Below are 17493 nucleotides of genomic sequence, written 5' to 3'. Positions count from 1 at the left end.
CGGATGGGCACTCTAAGGTGACTGCCGGTGACAAACCGGAGGAAGGTGGGGATGACGTCAAATCATCATGCCCCTTATGCCCTGGGCTACACACGTACTACAATGGCCAGTACAACGGGAAGCGAAGCCGCGAGGTGGAGCGAATCCAATCAAAGCTGGTCTCAGTTCGGATTGCAGGCTGCAACTCGCCTGCATGAAGTCGGAATTGCTAGTAATCGCGGATCAGCATGCCGCGGTGAATACGTTCCCGGGTCTTGTACACACCGCCCGTCACACCACGAGAGTTTACAACACCCGAAGTCGGTGAGGTAACCGCAAGGAGCCAGCCGCCGAAGGTGGGGTAGATGATTGGGGTGAAGTCGTAACAAGGTAGCCGTATCGGAAGGTGCGGCTGGATCACCTCCTTTCTATGGAGAATCGTCTTCTGCAACGAAGACATTCAAAAAAAGGCTGACGAAAGTCGCCGATCCCTTTGCGGATGCAAAGGGGGATATGCTTTCGAAGTAGCTTTACTTCGTAAAGCTTTTAGCTCACTCGTTGGTCAGTTTTGAGAGTTCAACTCTCAAAATGACGTAACTTTGAACGTCACCAAAGGTGATCGTTACAAAAGTTCCGTCCTTGATCCTTGAAAACTGGATAACGAAACGAAATTTGCGTTTTAGAAATNTCCAGTTTTCAGGTGATCAAACATCTGAAATGCAGTTTAAGCTGCATGTTTGTTCTAAGGTCTGATATTTTGTTGTAGCAGATCGAAGAAGTGAATGCAGTGCAAAAGTCACGTTTGGTGGCAATGGCGGAGGGGTTCCACACGTACCCATCTCGAACACGACCGTTAAGCCCTCCAGCGCCGATGGTACTTGGACCGCAGGGTCCTGGGAGAGTAGGACGTCGCCAAGCAATTATAAGAGGCACTACTGATATTATATCGGTAGTGCCTTTTTGCGTTTTCAATGCAAATTTATTCTGTGAATATTGCTGCTTTCCATTTGCTACTGCAATGCTGGATTCAGCAATACTACAACACTGCAATACTGCGAAAAAGACCGTTAGTAGCTCGGTTGATCGAGATTGATCGAGGTTGATCGAAAAAGTTATCGTCCCCAAATGACCGCCAAGGATGGTGACTAGTGACTGAATGTATTTTATACAATTAGTTTGGCACTTTTAAGAAAAGGTACCCGTACTAAATGCAAATCTGCAACTAGAATAAAAAGTGGACAGTCCTTAAGTGAACCTAGATAATAATCCTTAAGGGAGAGATGTCCGGATGGAACGTAATAGTTACAGTGAAGAGTTTAAGAAGCAGACAGTGAAGTATATTTTAGAGCAAAGTAAGTCCATGCCGCAGTTGGCCGAAGAACTCGGTATATCTGCGGGTGTGTTGCACAACTGGAAAGCACTTTACCGCGATGAAATCCAGCTGGAATCTTTAGTCACACCGGAGAGAGTGCGTCAACTCGAACAACAACTGCGTAATAAGGAACTGGAGAATCAAGAGAAGAAGCGGGAAAATCAAGATCTCCAGGAAGAACTCGCTATATTAAAAAAGGCGCTGCACATCTTCAGCAAAGAAAGGAACTGAGATTCCAATTCATTGAAGAACATCGCTCCGAGTTTTCGGTGGAGAAGATGTGCAAGGTTTTACAAGTGTCTCGGAGTGGCTTCTACAAGTGGCAGAAGGCATTGCCTAGCGAGCAGAAACTTCGAAAGGCGAAGGTTCTGGAGAGAGTCAAGTATCATTTTCATGACTCCGGGGAACGCTACGGCAGTCCTAAGATTACCCGAATGCTGTGGAAAGAGCGTATCCAGGTCGCGGAGCGCACAGTTAGCATCTACATGAAAGAACTGGGGTTGCGTTCTTGTGTCTCCCGTAAATTTAAGGTGCAGACGACCGATTCCAATCATGACTCACCCATTGCTCCCAATGAGTTGAACCAGAACTTTGCCGTATCTGAACCGAACAAAGTGTGGGTTGCAGATATTACCTACATCCCCTGCCGAGAAGGACGGCTGTACTTGGCTAGTCTGATGGATCTGTGCACACGCGAGATCGTGGGTTGGCGGCTTTACGGCCGGATGACAACAGAACTTGTCTTAGATGCTCTAGAGGCCGCATATGATGCGAAAAAACCAGGTAAGGGATTGCTTCACCATTCCGATCGCGGTTCACAGTACGCATCGAAGGAGTACCGTGACAAGCTGGAATCGTATTCCATGAAGGTTAGCATGAGTCGTAAAGGGAATTGCTACGATAACGCTTGTATCGAGTCATTTCACAGCATCTTGAAAAAAGAACTCATCTACAGAACGAAGTTCAAGACCAAACAACAGGCTTACGAGACCATTTACAGGTACATTGAATTTTTCTACAACCGCAAACGAATCCACAGTTCAATCGGCTATGTGTCGCCGGTTCAATTTGCTGCGCAATTCAAGAAGGAGACGGCGTAAACTTTCACTTAATAGGTGTCCACTTTCTTGACAGAAGTCCAATCATACCGTTAGAATGCCTGAATTTGCTTAAATTCTGCTAATAGCCTGCTAAACAGCCTCAAACTAGATGTAGATTTGCAGCTAGCTACCCTTCATACGACAAAAGCCCATCAACTAACTGTGGGAAATACATCTAGCGCCCGGCAAGCAGCTCCCCGCGCCCGGCATGCAGCCCCCCGCGCACCGCGCGCAGCTCCCCGCGCACTATGTGCAGTTCACAGCGAGCTCCCCGCATGTGATGTTTCGCTGTATGATGGTAGTCGGCCCATCATGTGGACGTTCCGCCTCTCCTCTCGTTCAATGGGTGTACAGAATTGGATTTGTCATGCTGAAAAATCCCAACTTTGGCATGGTAGGCATTATTTCTAGGTAGCAATCAGAAAAATCTCAACCACAAATCGCAATATTGCCTCCTCAAAATCATGCCGAAAGTTCGATAGACTAACGATGTAAACATTTACATTTCTGAAAGGGGTCTTGAAATGATTAGAATGAAACGCATGGTTGTAGTTTTGGTTGCTGTCCTGCTAGTCGCTTCGCTAGCGGCATGTGGCGGCGGGGGCAACAAAACTACAACAAACAATGGTGGCAACACGCCTGCTGCTACCGACAACGGGGCTAATGAAGGTGCAAAGACAGATTCCGGAGAGAAAATTGAACTTACTTTTTGGTCGCTGGGAACGACAAATTACGAGGAGCTCGCTAAAGAATATACCCAAGAGCATCCGAATATCACTGTGAAATTTCAAAATACTTCAGATCAAACGGCTCACCATAATAACCTGACTACGGCACTGTCGGCCAACTCTGGGGCACCGGATGTTTTCATGCTTGAAATTGCCTTTATGGAGCGCTTCATCAGTGCCCAAGATAAGTTCCACAATTTATATGATCTAGGCGCCAAAGACATTGAAGGAGACTACTTGGATTGGAAGTGGAAGCAAGCCACTTCTCTAGACGGCTCCTTCCAACTGGGTCTGCCAACGGATATCGGGCCTACAGTGGTCTACTACCGTACAGATTTAGCTGAACAAGCGGGTCTGCCGACCGATCCGGATGGATTTAGCGCAGCAATCGATACATGGGATAAATTCGCGACAGTAGCGAAGCAATTCAAAGATAAGACAGGCAAACCGTTCGCCGACTTGACTGATTTGGTGTACAACGGCGTTCGCGACCAAGCAGCAGATGAAATTTATTTCAGCAAGGCGGACGGCTCCTTTATCGGAGATACGAATCCGCAAGTGAAGAAGGCTTATGATTTCACGGTTAAAGGTATTCAGGAAGGCTGGATCGGCAATACGCTTCTCTGGTCTCCTGAATGGAATAAAGCGATCAATGATGGCGATTTCGGCGTAATGTTAGGCCCAGCTTGGATGGCAGGTACAATCAGAAATGCTCAGGATTCCGCTGGTAAATGGGCTATCGCTCAGCTTCCTGAAGGCGCGGGCAACTGGGGCGGTTCGTTCTTGACACTGCCTAAAGAAGGCAAGCATTCGAAGGAAGCCTACGAATTTATTTCTTGGCTGGTAAGCAAGGAGAACCAATTGAAATCCTTTAAAGCCAGTGGCTTATTCCCTTCTATTCCAGCAGTATATAGCGAACCAGCATTTACGGAAGATAAAGATGACTTCTTTAGTGGTCAGGTTATTTCCGAGGCTTATGCTAAATCGGCAGAGCGTGTAAAACCGGTATACTACGGTCCGCTGCATGATCAAGTGGATACGATGTTCAAAGATGCCCTGAAGAATGTGCTTGAGAAAAAGGCCGATCCGGCCAAAGAGTGGGAAAATGCAATTAAACAAGCTAAGACACTGGCAGAACGCAGCTAGTAAACTTTTCTTTCTATTATAGCTTGTCACCCGAATTCGCAAGAAGATGGTATCTTCTTGCGAATTTGGATTTATCAAAACTACCCCTGGAGGTGTATAAATGGCTGACTTAGCAACTGCCAAACCGCTTCAAAGCGAAGGCAAGAAACCGTTCTGGACGGAGACAAGGCGGAGCCGATTGACGGCGTATACGTTTATTTCTCCTTTCTTTATTCTTTTTAGCATTTTTGGGCTGTATCCGATCTTTTTTACAATTTATTTATCTTTTTTTAAGTGGGATGCCCTTGGGCCAATGAAATTTGTCGGATTTAAAAATTATGAACTGATCACAAGCGATCCGACGTTTTGGATTTCCTTCAGCAATACGCTGATCATGGCGTTAATGGGGACCGTACCGCAGCTGATTATGGCGTTATTTGTCGCAATTATGCTGAATTCGGCAATGAATAAGTATAAAAATACATTCCGAATTCTGTTCTTCATGCCGAATATTACATCCATTGTAGCCGTGACGCTCGTTTTCAGTACGATGTTTGGCAACAACGGGATGGTCAACTGGTTGTTAAACACCATGGGATTGGAGAACATGGCCTTTAACTCCGGATGGTGGGGTGTGAAAATTGCCATCTCCACGATGGTCATGTGGCGCTGGATGGGTTATAACGCGATCATTTTTCTATCCGGGCTGCAGAGTATTCCTACAGATATTTATGAGGCTGCGAAAATTGACGGAGCAAGTCGAGGACAGCAAATGCTGTATATTACGCTGCCATTGCTGCGACCGTTTATTATTTTCGTCACCTTGATCTCCACGATCGGTGCGCTTCAATTATTTACCGAGCCTTATGTCTTCCTAGGGCAGTCGGGATCGGGCTCTACTCGTCAGGAAGGGGTTACGATGGTAACTTACTTGTACAGTGAGGCATTCCGTAACGGTTTCTTCGGCACAGCGGCGGCTACGGCAGTCATGCTGTTTATTTTCACCATTATTTTCTCCGTCCTCAATATGATGATATCCAGTCGAATGGGTGGAGACACAGGAGGGAAAAAGGCATGAGTTTAGCAGCTGTAAACGTTAAAAAAAAGAAACCGGATGATGCCGGAATTGTCGTCAAAATATTATTTTATATCTTTATGGTGGTAGGCGCACTTGCTTCGATATTCCCGTTCTACTGGATGTTCGTAATAGCGACCAACGACAAGTCTGCTGCATTCCATATTCCGCCGCTACTTGTACCCGGAACGGAGTTTTTCAATAACTTTGGGCGCGTTTTGGAGCGGACGGAATTTTTTAGAGCATTGATGAATTCTGTCGTCGTAGCTTCAGCAGTTACGGTTTCCGTTGTATTTCTGTGTACGCTCGCTGGTTATGCTTTTGCGAAATATGAATTTCCATTGAAAAAGGTTCTGTTTGTCTTTGTTATCGCTACAATGCTAGTTCCTGTTCAACTGGGAGTTCTTCCGCAATACGTTATTATGGCGAAGCTGCAGTGGATCGATAGCTATAAGGCGTTGATCGTTCCAGCTATGGTCAATGCGTTTGGGATATTCTGGATGAGGCAGTATATCTCTTCGGCTGTCCATTCGGAATTGATCGAAGCGGGGCGAATCGACGGAGGCGGACACTTTCGGATTTTCTGGAATATTGCGATTCCTGTCGTTACCCCGGCGATGGCTACGCTTGCCATCCTTAATTTCATGAACGTGTGGAACGACTTTTTCTGGCCGCTCGTCGTGTTGAAGAATAAAGAGAATTATACGATTCAGCTTGCGCTCCAACAGTTATTTACGAACCGGGATGGTCTGGATTTCGGTATGATTATGTCAGCCACGTTTACAGCTACCCTGCCGCTGTTGATTGTATTTTTACTATTCAGCCGTTGGGTCATCGCTGGACTGACTTCGGGAGCTATTAAAAGTTAATAAAGCAGCATCGCGATCTGAATATATGTGATTTAATACGTGATGTTTGCAAGGAATATAGAACACGATGAAGAATAATACAGTTAGAAGATGGTGGGGGAGGCCGCAAAAGTTCATGAAGCTTCGTCGAAAAATCTTGCTGGCAATTATACTTCTCGTGTTCATTCCGGTTATACTGATGGGCGCCGTATCTTATTACAGCTTCGCGAATGCGATGGAAAAGAAGTCTAGCCATTTCTATTGGATTTCTTTGCTGGAGAGTGACCGGAAGCTGAAATTTGCGCTGAATGAAATCTCGACCATTTCGAACTCGGCGATCACTCAGGATGTTATTCAACTAACGCTGAAGGTACCGGAGGCAGGAGTAAGCTACGAGACTAAGCAAGAGATCGGAAAACTATTCAATCATCCAATGATTACTTCGTATGCGCTGTATTCTAAAGATCAACTGCTCTACAGTCCTAACGAATTTATGGCATTCGATGAGCTGAATCAGCAGAGCTGGTATGAGAAGATGAAATCAGCTGAAGGAAGACCGGTGTGGATCGGACCCGGGGAGAACGGTTCGGTCGCTACGGGGAACCCGGTACTTATTCAGGCGCGGTTGGTCAAAGACTATTATTCATTAGAGGATATTGGGGCCCTCGTGATATATATTAAGCCAGACATTCTGGATCAGGTGTTCTGGGAAGCAGCTACGCTGAAGCAAGGGGATATCTTGCTGGTGAATACGCAGGGGAATATCGTATTTGACAAGTCTGGTGAGCATATCGGGGAACAGACGTCATTTCCATTTCTCTCGGAAGGGTATTCCAACAGCAAGGGTTACTATGTAGACAAGTATCTTGAAGAGCAATCGTTGATTACGTATTTGCCATCCCATAACAAAGATTGGGTTTTGGTAGCGATTACACCGTTTAAATTGATCGCGTCCGAATCCTTGTCGATCCGCAATATCGCTGTTATTCTCGTGTTGGTATCCCTGGTATCGGCGTTTTTGTTTGACCGGTTCTTCATACGTAGATTGGTCAGCAGCATTATTAGCGTCGTTAACGGGATGAAGCGAGTGCAGCAGGGAATATTCGTACCGATTACTTCTACGCTGCCAGCGGATGATGAGCGGGATTTGCTAGTGGATGGCTTCAATCGAATGAGCACACAAATCGATGAGCTGATCGAGCAGGTCGAGACCGAGCAGAATCGGAAGAAGGAGGCGGAGTTGCAAGCGCTCGTGGCGCAAATCAATCCGCATTTTATTTATAATTCCTTGGAATCGATCAATTCCATGGCTGTGCTGCAGGGAAATAAAAGCATCAGCAAGATGGTCATATCTCTCGGCAAGCTGCTGCGCATAAGCATCAGTGAAAATCAGGAGCTCATTCCTCTGCAAATGGAAGTAGAACATGTTCGGCATTACATGGACATTCAGAAATTTCGTTTCGAGGATAAATTCTCGTATGACTTGCAGTTATCAGATTCATTGAAATATTTCAAAACACAGAAGCTGATTGTTCAACCCATTGTAGAGAACGCATTGTATCACGCGATCGAACCGATGGAGGACAGCGGCATGATCACGATTCAGGCGCAGGAGCATGGGAATGATATTTTTATTTATGTGATGGATAACGGCCCTGGCTTCGATTCTGTAACGCTGCAGAACATGTGGAATAAAGATTGGGGCAATATGAAGAAGTACCGGGAAAATGGAGTAGGTCTTAAAAATGTTCATGAACGGCTGCGTATCCGGTTTGGCGGACAATATGGCATTATGATTTGTTCTTCCCCTGGATTCGGGTCTACGATTCGAATTCGGATACCTAAGATAGTTTCTTAAATACCGATAGGTAGAGGGGGGATAAATGAATGAAATGGTTACTTAACTGGGGCTGGATTTTACTATACATTACGGTTCTTGCCGTATCGGTCCTGTTCATTACAGCCGGAAACCGCGATCCTATCGAGGAGGATCAAATCGATAAGATTACGCTCACTTTTCGTCATTTCTGGACGAAGGAGCATGACAGGCCGATGCTGAGTATTTTTGAGGATGTAGTGGCGGATTATCAGAAAGCCCATCCGAACGTAAAGGTGAATTTCGAGGGGATGGATCAGACCACACATCGCGAGCAGCAGCTCAAAAGCGAGATGGTCACTGGAACGCCTCCAGACATGTTCGTCCTGTTTGGGGGCGCTGAAATCGAGCCTTATGCCCGAGCGAATCGATTGATGGATTTGAGCCAGTTTGTGAAGGAACGGGGGCTTAAAGAGCAATTCCGCGACTTACAGTTATGGACCTTTGATGGGAAGATTTACGGGCTGCCGTTTGAAGGTAATGCGGAGCCTTTATATTATAATAAGACGATTTTTAATGCGCTTGGCCTTCAGGCACCGAGTACGTTAGCCGAGTTGGATCGCGTCATTAAGGTGCTCAGTGACAATGGATATATTCCGTTTGCGCTGGGCAATGAGGATCGCTGGCCGGCTGCAATATTTGCTCATTACCTTATGGATCGATACGCGGGGCCGGAACTGATTCAAGTCTTGTCGCAGGGGGAAGAAGGCTATGATTTTCGGAATGAAAAATTTTTAAAAGCCTATGAGCATCTGGATGGGTGGGTAAAGACGGGAGCCTTCGCCCCCTCTGCTAACGGCTTTACTACGGAAGAGGCAATCGCCCAGTTTACCGAGGGCAAAGCCGCCATGTATTTGAACGGGAACTGGGATATCAATCTGTTTCACCGAAATGATCTGATCTCCCATAACACGTCTAGCTTTCAGGATGAGGTAGGGGTCATTCCATTTCCGTCCCTCCGGTTAGGAGAAACTAGATCGATTGCTGGGGGTTATACGATTGGCATCGGGCTGTCATCCAACTTGGAGGAAGCGAAGAAGGAGGCCGCGTTGGATTTGCTGGAGCGCTTCTATACGAAGGAAATTCAAAGCCGTATCGTGTATGAGGGCCTCCGTCTGCCTTCGATTAAAATCAGCTATGATCCCGAAAAAACGGGTCCTGTGTTTGCTCAAGTGATCACATTGATGGAGCAAAGCACGCATAGTTTCGTCCCGTATGACAATATTTTGTCGCCAGAGGTCAAAAGATCTTTCTTGAAGGGTGTAAAAGAAATGATCGGCGGCCAATTGAGTGCAGAGGAAGCTTTGGAGGATTTGCAGCTTAGCTCCAAGCTTTATTGGAATCAGCGAAGAAGTTCTTTACCCTTTAAGAATTCAGGAGGTGCGCTGGATGGGGGCGACGGAAGAGAAGTACAAAGTGATACTGGTCGATGACGAGCCTATAATTCTGCGGAGTTTGAAGGCGGCGATTCCCTGGGATGAGCTTCATTTGGAAATAGTCGGGGAAGCCAGAAATGGGGAGCAGGCTCTCCAGTTGGTTCGTGAGACTTCGCCGCATATGATTATCAGTGATATACGCATGCCGGGTAAGGATGGAATTTCTCTGATGAAGGAAGTACTGACGGAAAATTCGCAGAGATTATTTATATTCATTAGCGGTTATGGAGAATTCGAATATGCACGCGAGGCGCTGCGCGAGGGGGCCTTTGACTATTTGCTAAAGCCGATTGATCATGACGAATTAATCGAAATGATTATGCGCGCCAAGAAGCATTTGAACAAGCAGCAGGAAAATGACAAGCTGCTTCATTCAGTTCAAGTATTATCATTGCTTGCCAGAGAAAGGCTGTTTGCTGAATTTATCGAGGGAAATCAAAGCCCGCTGCAGCATATGCGTTGGATGGAGAACAGTGAGCTGGAGCAAGGATATTTCATGGCTGTCGTTCAGCTCGATCATTATCTGAAGCTGAATGAGCAGTGGAGCATCGAGGAGAAGCGCCTATGGTTATTCGCAATACGGAACATCGTTAGCGAGTGGTCGCTGAATCAGGGGGGGCTTACGACGTTTCCTTTCCATAGTGGCGAATGGGTCATCCTGTTCCCTGACCATCTAAGCGATAGAAAAGTATGTCTCGGCAATGATTTGATCGGACAACTCAAAGCAAATACGAAGCTGTCCTGTTCTGTCGGCTTCAGTCCGAGCATGATCGGCATCGATCATTTGAATGAAGCCTACCAACATGCGGCTCAAGCCTTGTATCAGCGATTTTACTCCGGTGAGGAAGGGGTATATGTCTACGTAGAACGGGAAGAGGCCGTTCATGCTTTGGAAGCAAGATATCCTAAGCAGATTGAAGAAGCGCTTCTGGAATATGCTCGTAAATTAGATCGCCAGCAACTGCTGAATTCATTCGATGAAATGAAGCATTATTTCGAGGATCAGGCTCTGACGAAGGAACAGGCTGAGCGAATGATTATCGAGCTGACGATCGTTTTGTATCGCCAATTCGAAGGCATGAATATGATGCTGGAGTGGTCTTTGGAGGGATTGCTGCAGGAGATCTACTCTCTGTTGACTTTAAGCGAAATGATCACCGTCTTGAAGGACTGTTTCGGTCAGTGGATTTTGCAGAGCAAGGAAAATTACTCACGCGGAGATGTTCAGGCTGTCATTGCAAAAGCAACATCGTACATCACTCACAATTATCATAAGGATCTTAGCATTGAAGAGGTCTGTGAAATAGCTGAGCTGAGTATAAGCCACTTCTGTATGCTGTTTAAGCAAGAAACGGGGTATACCTTCCTTGAATATTTGACGAAGTGTCGCATCGATAAGGCCAAGTTTATTTTGCAGAACACGAATGTAAAGGTGTATCAGGTAGCTCCGCTGGTCGGATATCAGGATCCCAGGTATTTCAGCCAGGTATTTAAGAAGATTACGGGAAAAACTCCTTCTGAGTATCGAGAGGAGGCCGGTTAGCATTACGAGAATAGAAGATTACTTAGCCAAGGACGGCCGGAATACCCCGGTCGTCCTTAACTAAATTGTTCATTCATTCGCTTTTTTATCGGTTGCGCTGCATGGAGCCCATAATCAGACTGACAATGAAAACAAGGACGATTGCCCCGATCAGCGCTGGGACGAAGTAGAAATTACCGATGACAGGCCCCCAGTTTCCAAGGATGAGACTACCGAGCCAAGCCCCGATAAAGCCAGCGATAATATTGCCGATAATTCCACCGGGAATATCTCTGCCCATAATCAGACCTGCTAGCCAGCCAATCACACCACCGATAATCAATGACCATAAGAAACCCATTCTTATCACCTCAATCTTTGGATTAGGTTGTCTGTCTACTATTAACCACCTCAATTCATTTTAAACATCTCCTCACTCGCTTATGAATACATCAAGCTTGAGATATATCGATGTTTTTGGCTTAACCTAGAAACCGGTGCTTGACCGACGGGATAGCCTCATTCAGAAGAGCGATACCTGCCTGCACAGTGCTATGCTAACGGTTGTCATAGCGCTTAATCGACCCAAAAAACGGAGGTTTCTTATCTAACGGTTGTATGTGCGCTTATTTGGACGAAACAGCCCTCTGCCTACGAAAAAACAGGAAATAGCCCGGCTGGCAACCGTTACATTTTGCAAACCTCAATTTTACTCAAATAGCGTCGCTGGCAACCATTAGACTTTTGTAGCATCGCTTTACAACCGATAGATTACTCTAGCATCGCTTACAACCAATACATTACTCTAGCATCGTTCGCAACCATTAGACTTTTCGCCCGCATTTACGCACTCGCATTTACTCTTCTGATCAAGCACCGTGGTTTTGAGCCGTTTTTTTTAAAAAAAATTTTTTATTAAAAAGGCTTGTATAGTTAGCGGCTTATCTGGTAAAATCCAACACAACAACTACCAAAAATAAGAAGAAATAGTATTTGTCAATGTGAAAGCGCCTACATTACGCTTTTTATTGGGAAGTTGATCGTTTTTAAGGAGAGGAGGAAACGTTTTGGACTAAAACTCAAACGTTTGCACAGGGTGAGCGTAGATGCTTATCAGCTAAGGGTTAGACTTTTGCCTTTTATGCAAACCTTTGCATTGAGGAAAATAATGAATGAAAGAGGAGGAGAAGTGGTGTCTAAGCAGATTCGGAAATTTATAGCTTTATGGTTAAGTTTAATTTTTGTTGCCACATCGGTCTTTATAAATCCATGGGTCGCTTTAGATGAGCTCTATGCTGAGGAAATGCCGGCGATCCAGGTTGCCTCGGATGCGATCGTACAGCCGGCGACAGCGGAGCCGTTTAACGGAACAATGATGCAGTACTTTGAATGGTATTTACCGAGCAATGGAAGCCACTGGAATAATCTTAAGGCGGATGCAGCGCATTTGAAGGACATCGGCATTACGGCGGTGTGGCTGCCACCAGCTTATAAGGGGCATGCGGGGATTAATGATGTCGGCTACGGTGTGTATGACTTGTATGACTTGGGCGAATTTAATCAGAAGGGTACGGTTCGCACGAAGTATGGCACGAAGAGCCAGCTGGAGCAGGCGATAGCTGCGCTTCATAACAATAATATCCTGGTATATGGCGACGTTGTAGTCAACCATAAAATGGGCGGGGACGGCACGGAGGATGGCAATGCGGTGGAGGTTGCCGGTAATAACCGCAACCAGGAAACCTCGGGCAGCTACAGCATTAAAGCCTGGACGAAATATGATTTCCCGGGGCGAGGCAATCAGTATTCCGCCTTCAAATGGAGATGGCCGCATTTTGACGGAGTGAACTGGAATGAGAACAACAAGAAGGAAGCGGTCTACAAATTATCCGGCAAGGACTGGGACTGGGAAGTCGATACGGAGAACGGCAATTATGATTATTTAATGGGCGAGGATATCGACTTCGATCACCCGGATGTTGTGAACGAGATCAAGAATTGGGGCGTATGGTATGCCAATACGCTGAATCTCGACGGATTCCGGCTCGATGCGATTAAGCATATTAAATATGGTTTCATGAAGGATTTCGTAACTCACGTGCGCTCCAGCACAGGCAAAGAAATGTTCACGGTCGGGGAATTCTGGAGCGGAGATCTTGGCAGGCTGCAAAATTATTTGAACAAGGTAGGCGGCAATATGTCCTTGTTCGATGTCCCGCTGCATTATAAATTTCAGACGGCTTCCTCAAGCAACGGGAATTTCGATATGCAGAACATTGCTCAGGGTACGCTTGTCAATGCGGATCCACTCAAAGCGGTAACGTTCGTGGATAACCATGATACACAGCCGGGCCAATCGCTGGAATCTTGGATTCCAGATTGGTTCAAGCCGCTGGCCTATGCGTATATTTTAACGCGTGAGCAAGGTTATCCGATGGTGTTCTATGGCGATTATTACGGTATCCCAAATAATAACATCCCGGCGATGAAAGATAAGCTGGATCCATTGCTTAAAGCGCGAAAGGATTATGCCTATGGGGTGCAGCATGATTATATCAATCATCAGGATATTATCGGTTGGACGAGAGAAGGCGTGGCAGCTAAACCGAATTCCGGTCTGGCCGCATTGATTACGGACGGCGCGGGCGGCACGAAGACGATGTACGTCGGCTCGCAGCATGCCGGCGAGATTTGGTACGACATTACAGGCAACCGTACGGATACCGTTCAAATTAACTCATTGGGTTACGGGGATTTCAAGGTGAACGGCGGCTCAGTATCGGTCTGGGTAAAGCAGGGGACAAGCATCCCGAACCCCCAACCGGTGGCTGGTCTGACCGTCCACTTTAAGAAACCGGCGGATTGGGGAGCCCCCCAGTTGTATTATTACGGCACTTCACCTGCAGTGACAGAGCCGGTCTGGGCATCTTCTCCAGCCATGATACATGAGCAAGGAGAATGGTACTCTTACACGATTGAGGGCGCGAGCAGCGCGTACGTTATTTTCCGCGACAGCAGCGGGAAGCAGAATCCGTTACAGAATCAGCCGGGCTTCTTCCGGAGTGCCGAAGGCTGGTATGACGGGGGATGGCATAATAGCAGCCCGATTGCTGTTGCAAATACAAAATCGAAAGGAATGGCCACCTTAGATAATGCGTCCTCTGGCCTTGCCGGGAGCACTGCAGCCATGATAGGAAGTCCGGTAAGCCCGTTGATTGCTGCAGCGGCAGAAGCCGCGTCCGTAAGCGCTGCCGTTCCGGCGAGCGGAACGGAATCGCAGAGAGGGATTTTTAGCTGGAATAATGCAAACGTTTACTTCGTATTGACGGATCGTTTTAAGGATGGTGATCCAAGTAATAACAACTCCTACGGGCGCCCACAGAGAGATGCTACCGGGAAGAATATCGGAACGTTTCACGGCGGAGATTTAAAGGGCCTGACGCAGAAGCTCCGGGAGGGTTATTTTACCGATTTAGGCACGAATGTAATCTGGATCTCTGCTCCGTATGAGCAGATGCACGGCTGGGTCGGCGGTGGCAACGGCGGAGACTTTGCCCATTACGGCTACCACGGATACTATGCGATGGATTTTACGATGATGGATCGCAATATGGGGACGGTCAGCGATATGCAGGAGTTTGTGGATTTGGCGCATTCTCAGGACATTCGCGTTGTGCTGGACGTCGTTCTAAACCATCCGGGGTATTCCACACTGCAGGATATGGAGGAATACGGCTTCGGAGCAAGAAACGGCATCGGTGCCGGCTGGACGCCAAGCAGCGGTCAAACCTGGCATAGCTTCCATGACTTGATCGACTACAATAACTCATCCGCTTGGTCGAGCTGGTGGGGTGAATGGATTCGAGCAGGAATCGGCGGGTATGAAAATTGCGGCAACAGCGATTTGACTCAGTGCGTAGGCAACCTGCCTGATTTCAGGACGAATGTAACAAGCAGCGTAGGTCTTGCTCCTATTCTGAAGAATAAATGGGCTGCCGAAACAGCCGGGCATGACGCTTGGATCGTTCCAGCAGCATCCAGCCTGCGTAAAGATCTTGGTATAGCTCCGGCCGATCATATCGTGAAAATGTTAGCCGCCTGGGTTGAGGAGTTCGGGATCGACGGCTTCCGAGCAGATACGGCCAAGCATGTGGAGCTGAACCGCTGGAAGCAGCTTAAGAACGAGAGCAGCGCAGCGCTACAGAAGTGGAGGCAGAACAATCCGAACAAGCCTGGAGCCGATTGGAACGACGATTTTTGGATGACCGGAGAGGTTTGGGGACACGGCGTCGGTAAAAGCGAGTATTTCAATTACGGCTTTGATTCAGTGATCAATTTTAGCTTTCAGGACAGCAATCTCAATGCCTTGGAAGGCACATATGCCGATTATGCTTCGAGAATTAACAGTGATCCAAGCTTCAATGTGCTGAGCTATATTTCATCGCATGATACTCGCTTATACGATCGCAGCAGGTTGATCCAGGCGGGAAGCGCCCTGTTGTTATTGCCGGGCGGAGTGCAAACGTTCTATGGGGATGAGGCGGCCAGAGCCTTTGGAGAGACGGGCTCGGATCCGCAGCAGGGGACTCGTTCTTCGATGAATTGGAATGGCTTAAATCAGGATGTGCTGTCGCACTGGCAGAAGGTCGGCCAATTCCGCAATAATCACCTTTCGGTTGGGGCAGGCAGCCACGCAAAAATTGCGGATGCCCCTTATACATTTAAACGGACATATTCGGAGGACGGCATTGAGGATCGAGTAGTTGTCGTGATGGGTGCTTCAGGTACGACGAAGGTCAATGTATCGTCGGCGTTTTCAGACGGCAGTACGGTACGCGATGCTTATACCGGAAATGAAACAGTTGTGTCAGGCGGATTTGCCACGTTTACAGCGCACGCTAACGGTTTGATCCTGATCGAGCAGACGGCAGAGTCGGCTTTGCCAGCTGTGTCGGCATCGCCAGCGGGAGGTAATTTCAAGACGGATACCCTGACTATTACACTTCACGTAACAAAAGCGGAGGGTGGAAAGTATACATTGGACGGCAGCGATCCGTCTGAGGGCATACCTTACGCAGAAGGTACGGAAATTACGATTGGTGCTGGCATGGAGTTTGACGATTCCGCTACATTACGGCTATATGCGGTGAATGAAGAAGGCGCTTCCGTACAGCAATATCAATATACGAAGAAGGATCCAGATGCAGGCTTGACGATTTATTTCAAAAAGCCGGAAAATTGGGGATCGCCCCACCTTTACTATTATGAAACTTCACCTAAGGTAACCGAACCGACCTGGGCCACGGCACCAGCGATGGCGAGAGCTTCGGGGGAATGGTTTTCATACAAAATCGAAGGTGTGGACAGTGCGACTGTAATATTCAAAGATAACTCGGGCAGACAGAGTCCGGGGCAAAATCAGGCGGGATTAGTACGAACATCGGATGGATGGTATGACGGTGTACAATGGCATGAATCCAATCCTGACGGGCCTGGGGATACTGAGGCGCCAACTGCTCCAACACAGCTTCATTCCACTGCCGTTACGGATACTACTGTGACGCTTGCCTGGGAAGCGGCTACCGATAATGTTGGCGTTGCCGGTTATGACGTTTACCGCGGAACTGAGAAGGTAGGAAGCGGGGCAAAGACAACGTATACCGACAAAAATCTCGCTCCGGAAACGAGCTACACGTATACGATCAAAGCCCGCGACGCTGCAGGCAATGTGTCTCCGGCTAGTGAGGCGCTGGAAATAACTACGGAGGTAGCAGGAACAGGCGGCAATAAGGTGACTGTCTATTACAAACAAGGCTTTGCCGCGCCGCATATTCACTATCGTCCTGAGGGCGGAACGTGGACGGCGGTTCCAGGGTTTGCGATGGAAGCATCAGAAGTGCCGGGATACAGCAAGTATACAGTAGATATCGGAACTGCTTCCCGTCTTGAGGCATGCTTTACGGATGGGAAAGGGAATTGGGATAGCAACAATGGACAGAACTATTTTTTCAATACGGGAACTTGGACATATTTGGGGAATGGAAAAATTCAGGAGGGCGCTCCTGCCCCGGATGCAGCGAATAAAGTGACTGTGTACTACAAACACGGATTCGGCAATCCGTACATTCATTATCGTCCAGAAGGGGGGACATGGACAGCAGTTCCGGGAGCGGCGATGGAAGCAGCGGAAATACCGGGATACAGCAAATATACGGTGGATATCGGCACCGCATCCCGTCTTGAGGCGTGCTTCACGGATGGGAATGGAAATTGGGACAGCAACAACATGAAAAACTATTTATTTAATGCTGGAACGTGGACGTACAACGGGAATGGACAAATCGTATCAGGGGCTCCGCTATCAGCAGCAGCTGCCTAAACTATCTGAGCATCTAGGCTTTAGCTTGCCTAAGGAGATTGAAACTGTGCGAA

Annotated in this window: 9 protein-coding genes, 1 rRNA gene, 2 pseudogenes and 1 other annotated feature (1 of these 13 only partly in view); of the genes and pseudogenes, 11 read left to right on the top strand and 1 reads right to left on the bottom strand. The window is 47.4% G+C overall.

Going from position 1 to position 17493, the window contains the following annotated elements; all coding sequences use genetic code 11:
- Positions 1 to 407, top strand: a sequence feature (most likely nonfunctional fraction of RNA operon); it begins 1182 nt to the left of the window's first position.
- The 9 genes and pseudogenes from CZ379_RS26475 (at position 52) to CZ379_RS25760 (ending at position 11082) form a co-directional block, all read left to right on the top strand.
- Positions 52 to 312 carry a hypothetical protein gene (locus CZ379_RS26475; RefSeq protein ID WP_199925790.1) on the top strand — a complete coding sequence of 87 codons (261 nt, stop codon included), beginning with the start codon at positions 52 to 54 and terminating at the stop codon, positions 310 to 312. (Overlaps the previous feature by 261 nt.)
- Positions 408 to 780: 373 nt before the next feature.
- Positions 781 to 897: ribosomal RNA gene (gene rrf, locus CZ379_RS25795) — 5S ribosomal RNA — on the top strand.
- Between the two features lie 370 nt (positions 898 to 1267).
- Positions 1268 to 2451: pseudogene (locus tag CZ379_RS25790) on the top strand (IS3 family transposase).
- Positions 2452 to 2975: 524 nt separating this feature from the next.
- Complete coding sequence (locus CZ379_RS25785) at positions 2976 to 4325, top strand: extracellular solute-binding protein (protein ID WP_110934237.1); 1350 nt, start codon at positions 2976 to 2978, stop codon at positions 4323 to 4325.
- A gap of 100 nt (positions 4326 to 4425) precedes the next feature.
- Entirely contained in the window at positions 4426 to 5382 is a 957-nt protein-coding gene (locus CZ379_RS25780) for a carbohydrate ABC transporter permease (protein ID WP_110934236.1), read from the top strand.
- Complete coding sequence (locus CZ379_RS25775) at positions 5379 to 6248, top strand: carbohydrate ABC transporter permease (RefSeq protein WP_110934235.1); 870 nt, start codon at positions 5379 to 5381, stop codon at positions 6246 to 6248. The genes CZ379_RS25780 and CZ379_RS25775 overlap by 4 nt, the downstream gene beginning before the upstream one ends.
- Positions 6249 to 6363: 115 nt before the next feature.
- Positions 6364 to 8085 carry a cache domain-containing sensor histidine kinase gene (locus tag CZ379_RS25770; protein WP_110934234.1) on the top strand — a complete coding sequence of 574 codons (1722 nt, stop codon included), beginning with the start codon at positions 6364 to 6366 and terminating at the stop codon, positions 8083 to 8085.
- Positions 8086 to 8114: 29 nt separating this feature from the next.
- Complete coding sequence (locus tag CZ379_RS25765; protein WP_110934233.1) at positions 8115 to 9536, top strand: ABC transporter substrate-binding protein; 1422 nt, start codon at positions 8115 to 8117, stop codon at positions 9534 to 9536.
- The gene (locus CZ379_RS25760) at positions 9493 to 11082 is read left to right on the top strand and encodes a response regulator transcription factor (protein WP_110934232.1); all 1590 of its coding nucleotides are present in this window, start codon (positions 9493 to 9495) and stop codon (positions 11080 to 11082) included. Before CZ379_RS25765 ends, CZ379_RS25760 begins: the two co-directional genes overlap by 44 nt.
- An 85-nt stretch (positions 11083 to 11167) precedes the next feature.
- Here the strand turns inward: CZ379_RS25760 and CZ379_RS25755 are convergent, their stop codons facing one another.
- Complete coding sequence (locus CZ379_RS25755) at positions 11168 to 11422, bottom strand: GlsB/YeaQ/YmgE family stress response membrane protein (RefSeq protein ID WP_110934231.1); 255 nt, start codon at positions 11420 to 11422, stop codon at positions 11168 to 11170.
- A 942-nt stretch (positions 11423 to 12364) separates the two neighbouring features.
- Here CZ379_RS25755 and amyS point away from each other — a divergent pair.
- Together amyS and CZ379_RS25745 are read left to right on the top strand one after the other, a co-directional pair.
- Positions 12365 to 13858: pseudogene (amyS, locus tag CZ379_RS25750) on the top strand (alpha-amylase); the annotation flags it as partial.
- A 27-nt stretch (positions 13859 to 13885) separates the two neighbouring features.
- Positions 13886 to 17440, top strand: a complete 3555-nt coding sequence (locus tag CZ379_RS25745) for a starch-binding protein (RefSeq protein ID WP_324616517.1) — start codon at positions 13886 to 13888, stop codon at positions 17438 to 17440.
- Positions 17441 to 17493 lie beyond the last annotated feature (53 nt).

This window comes from Paenibacillus bouchesdurhonensis, from assembly GCF_900155685.1.
Lineage (GTDB): Bacteria > Bacillota > Bacilli > Paenibacillales > Paenibacillaceae > Fontibacillus > Fontibacillus bouchesdurhonensis.
This window is presented reverse-complemented; position numbering and strand designations above follow the sequence as displayed.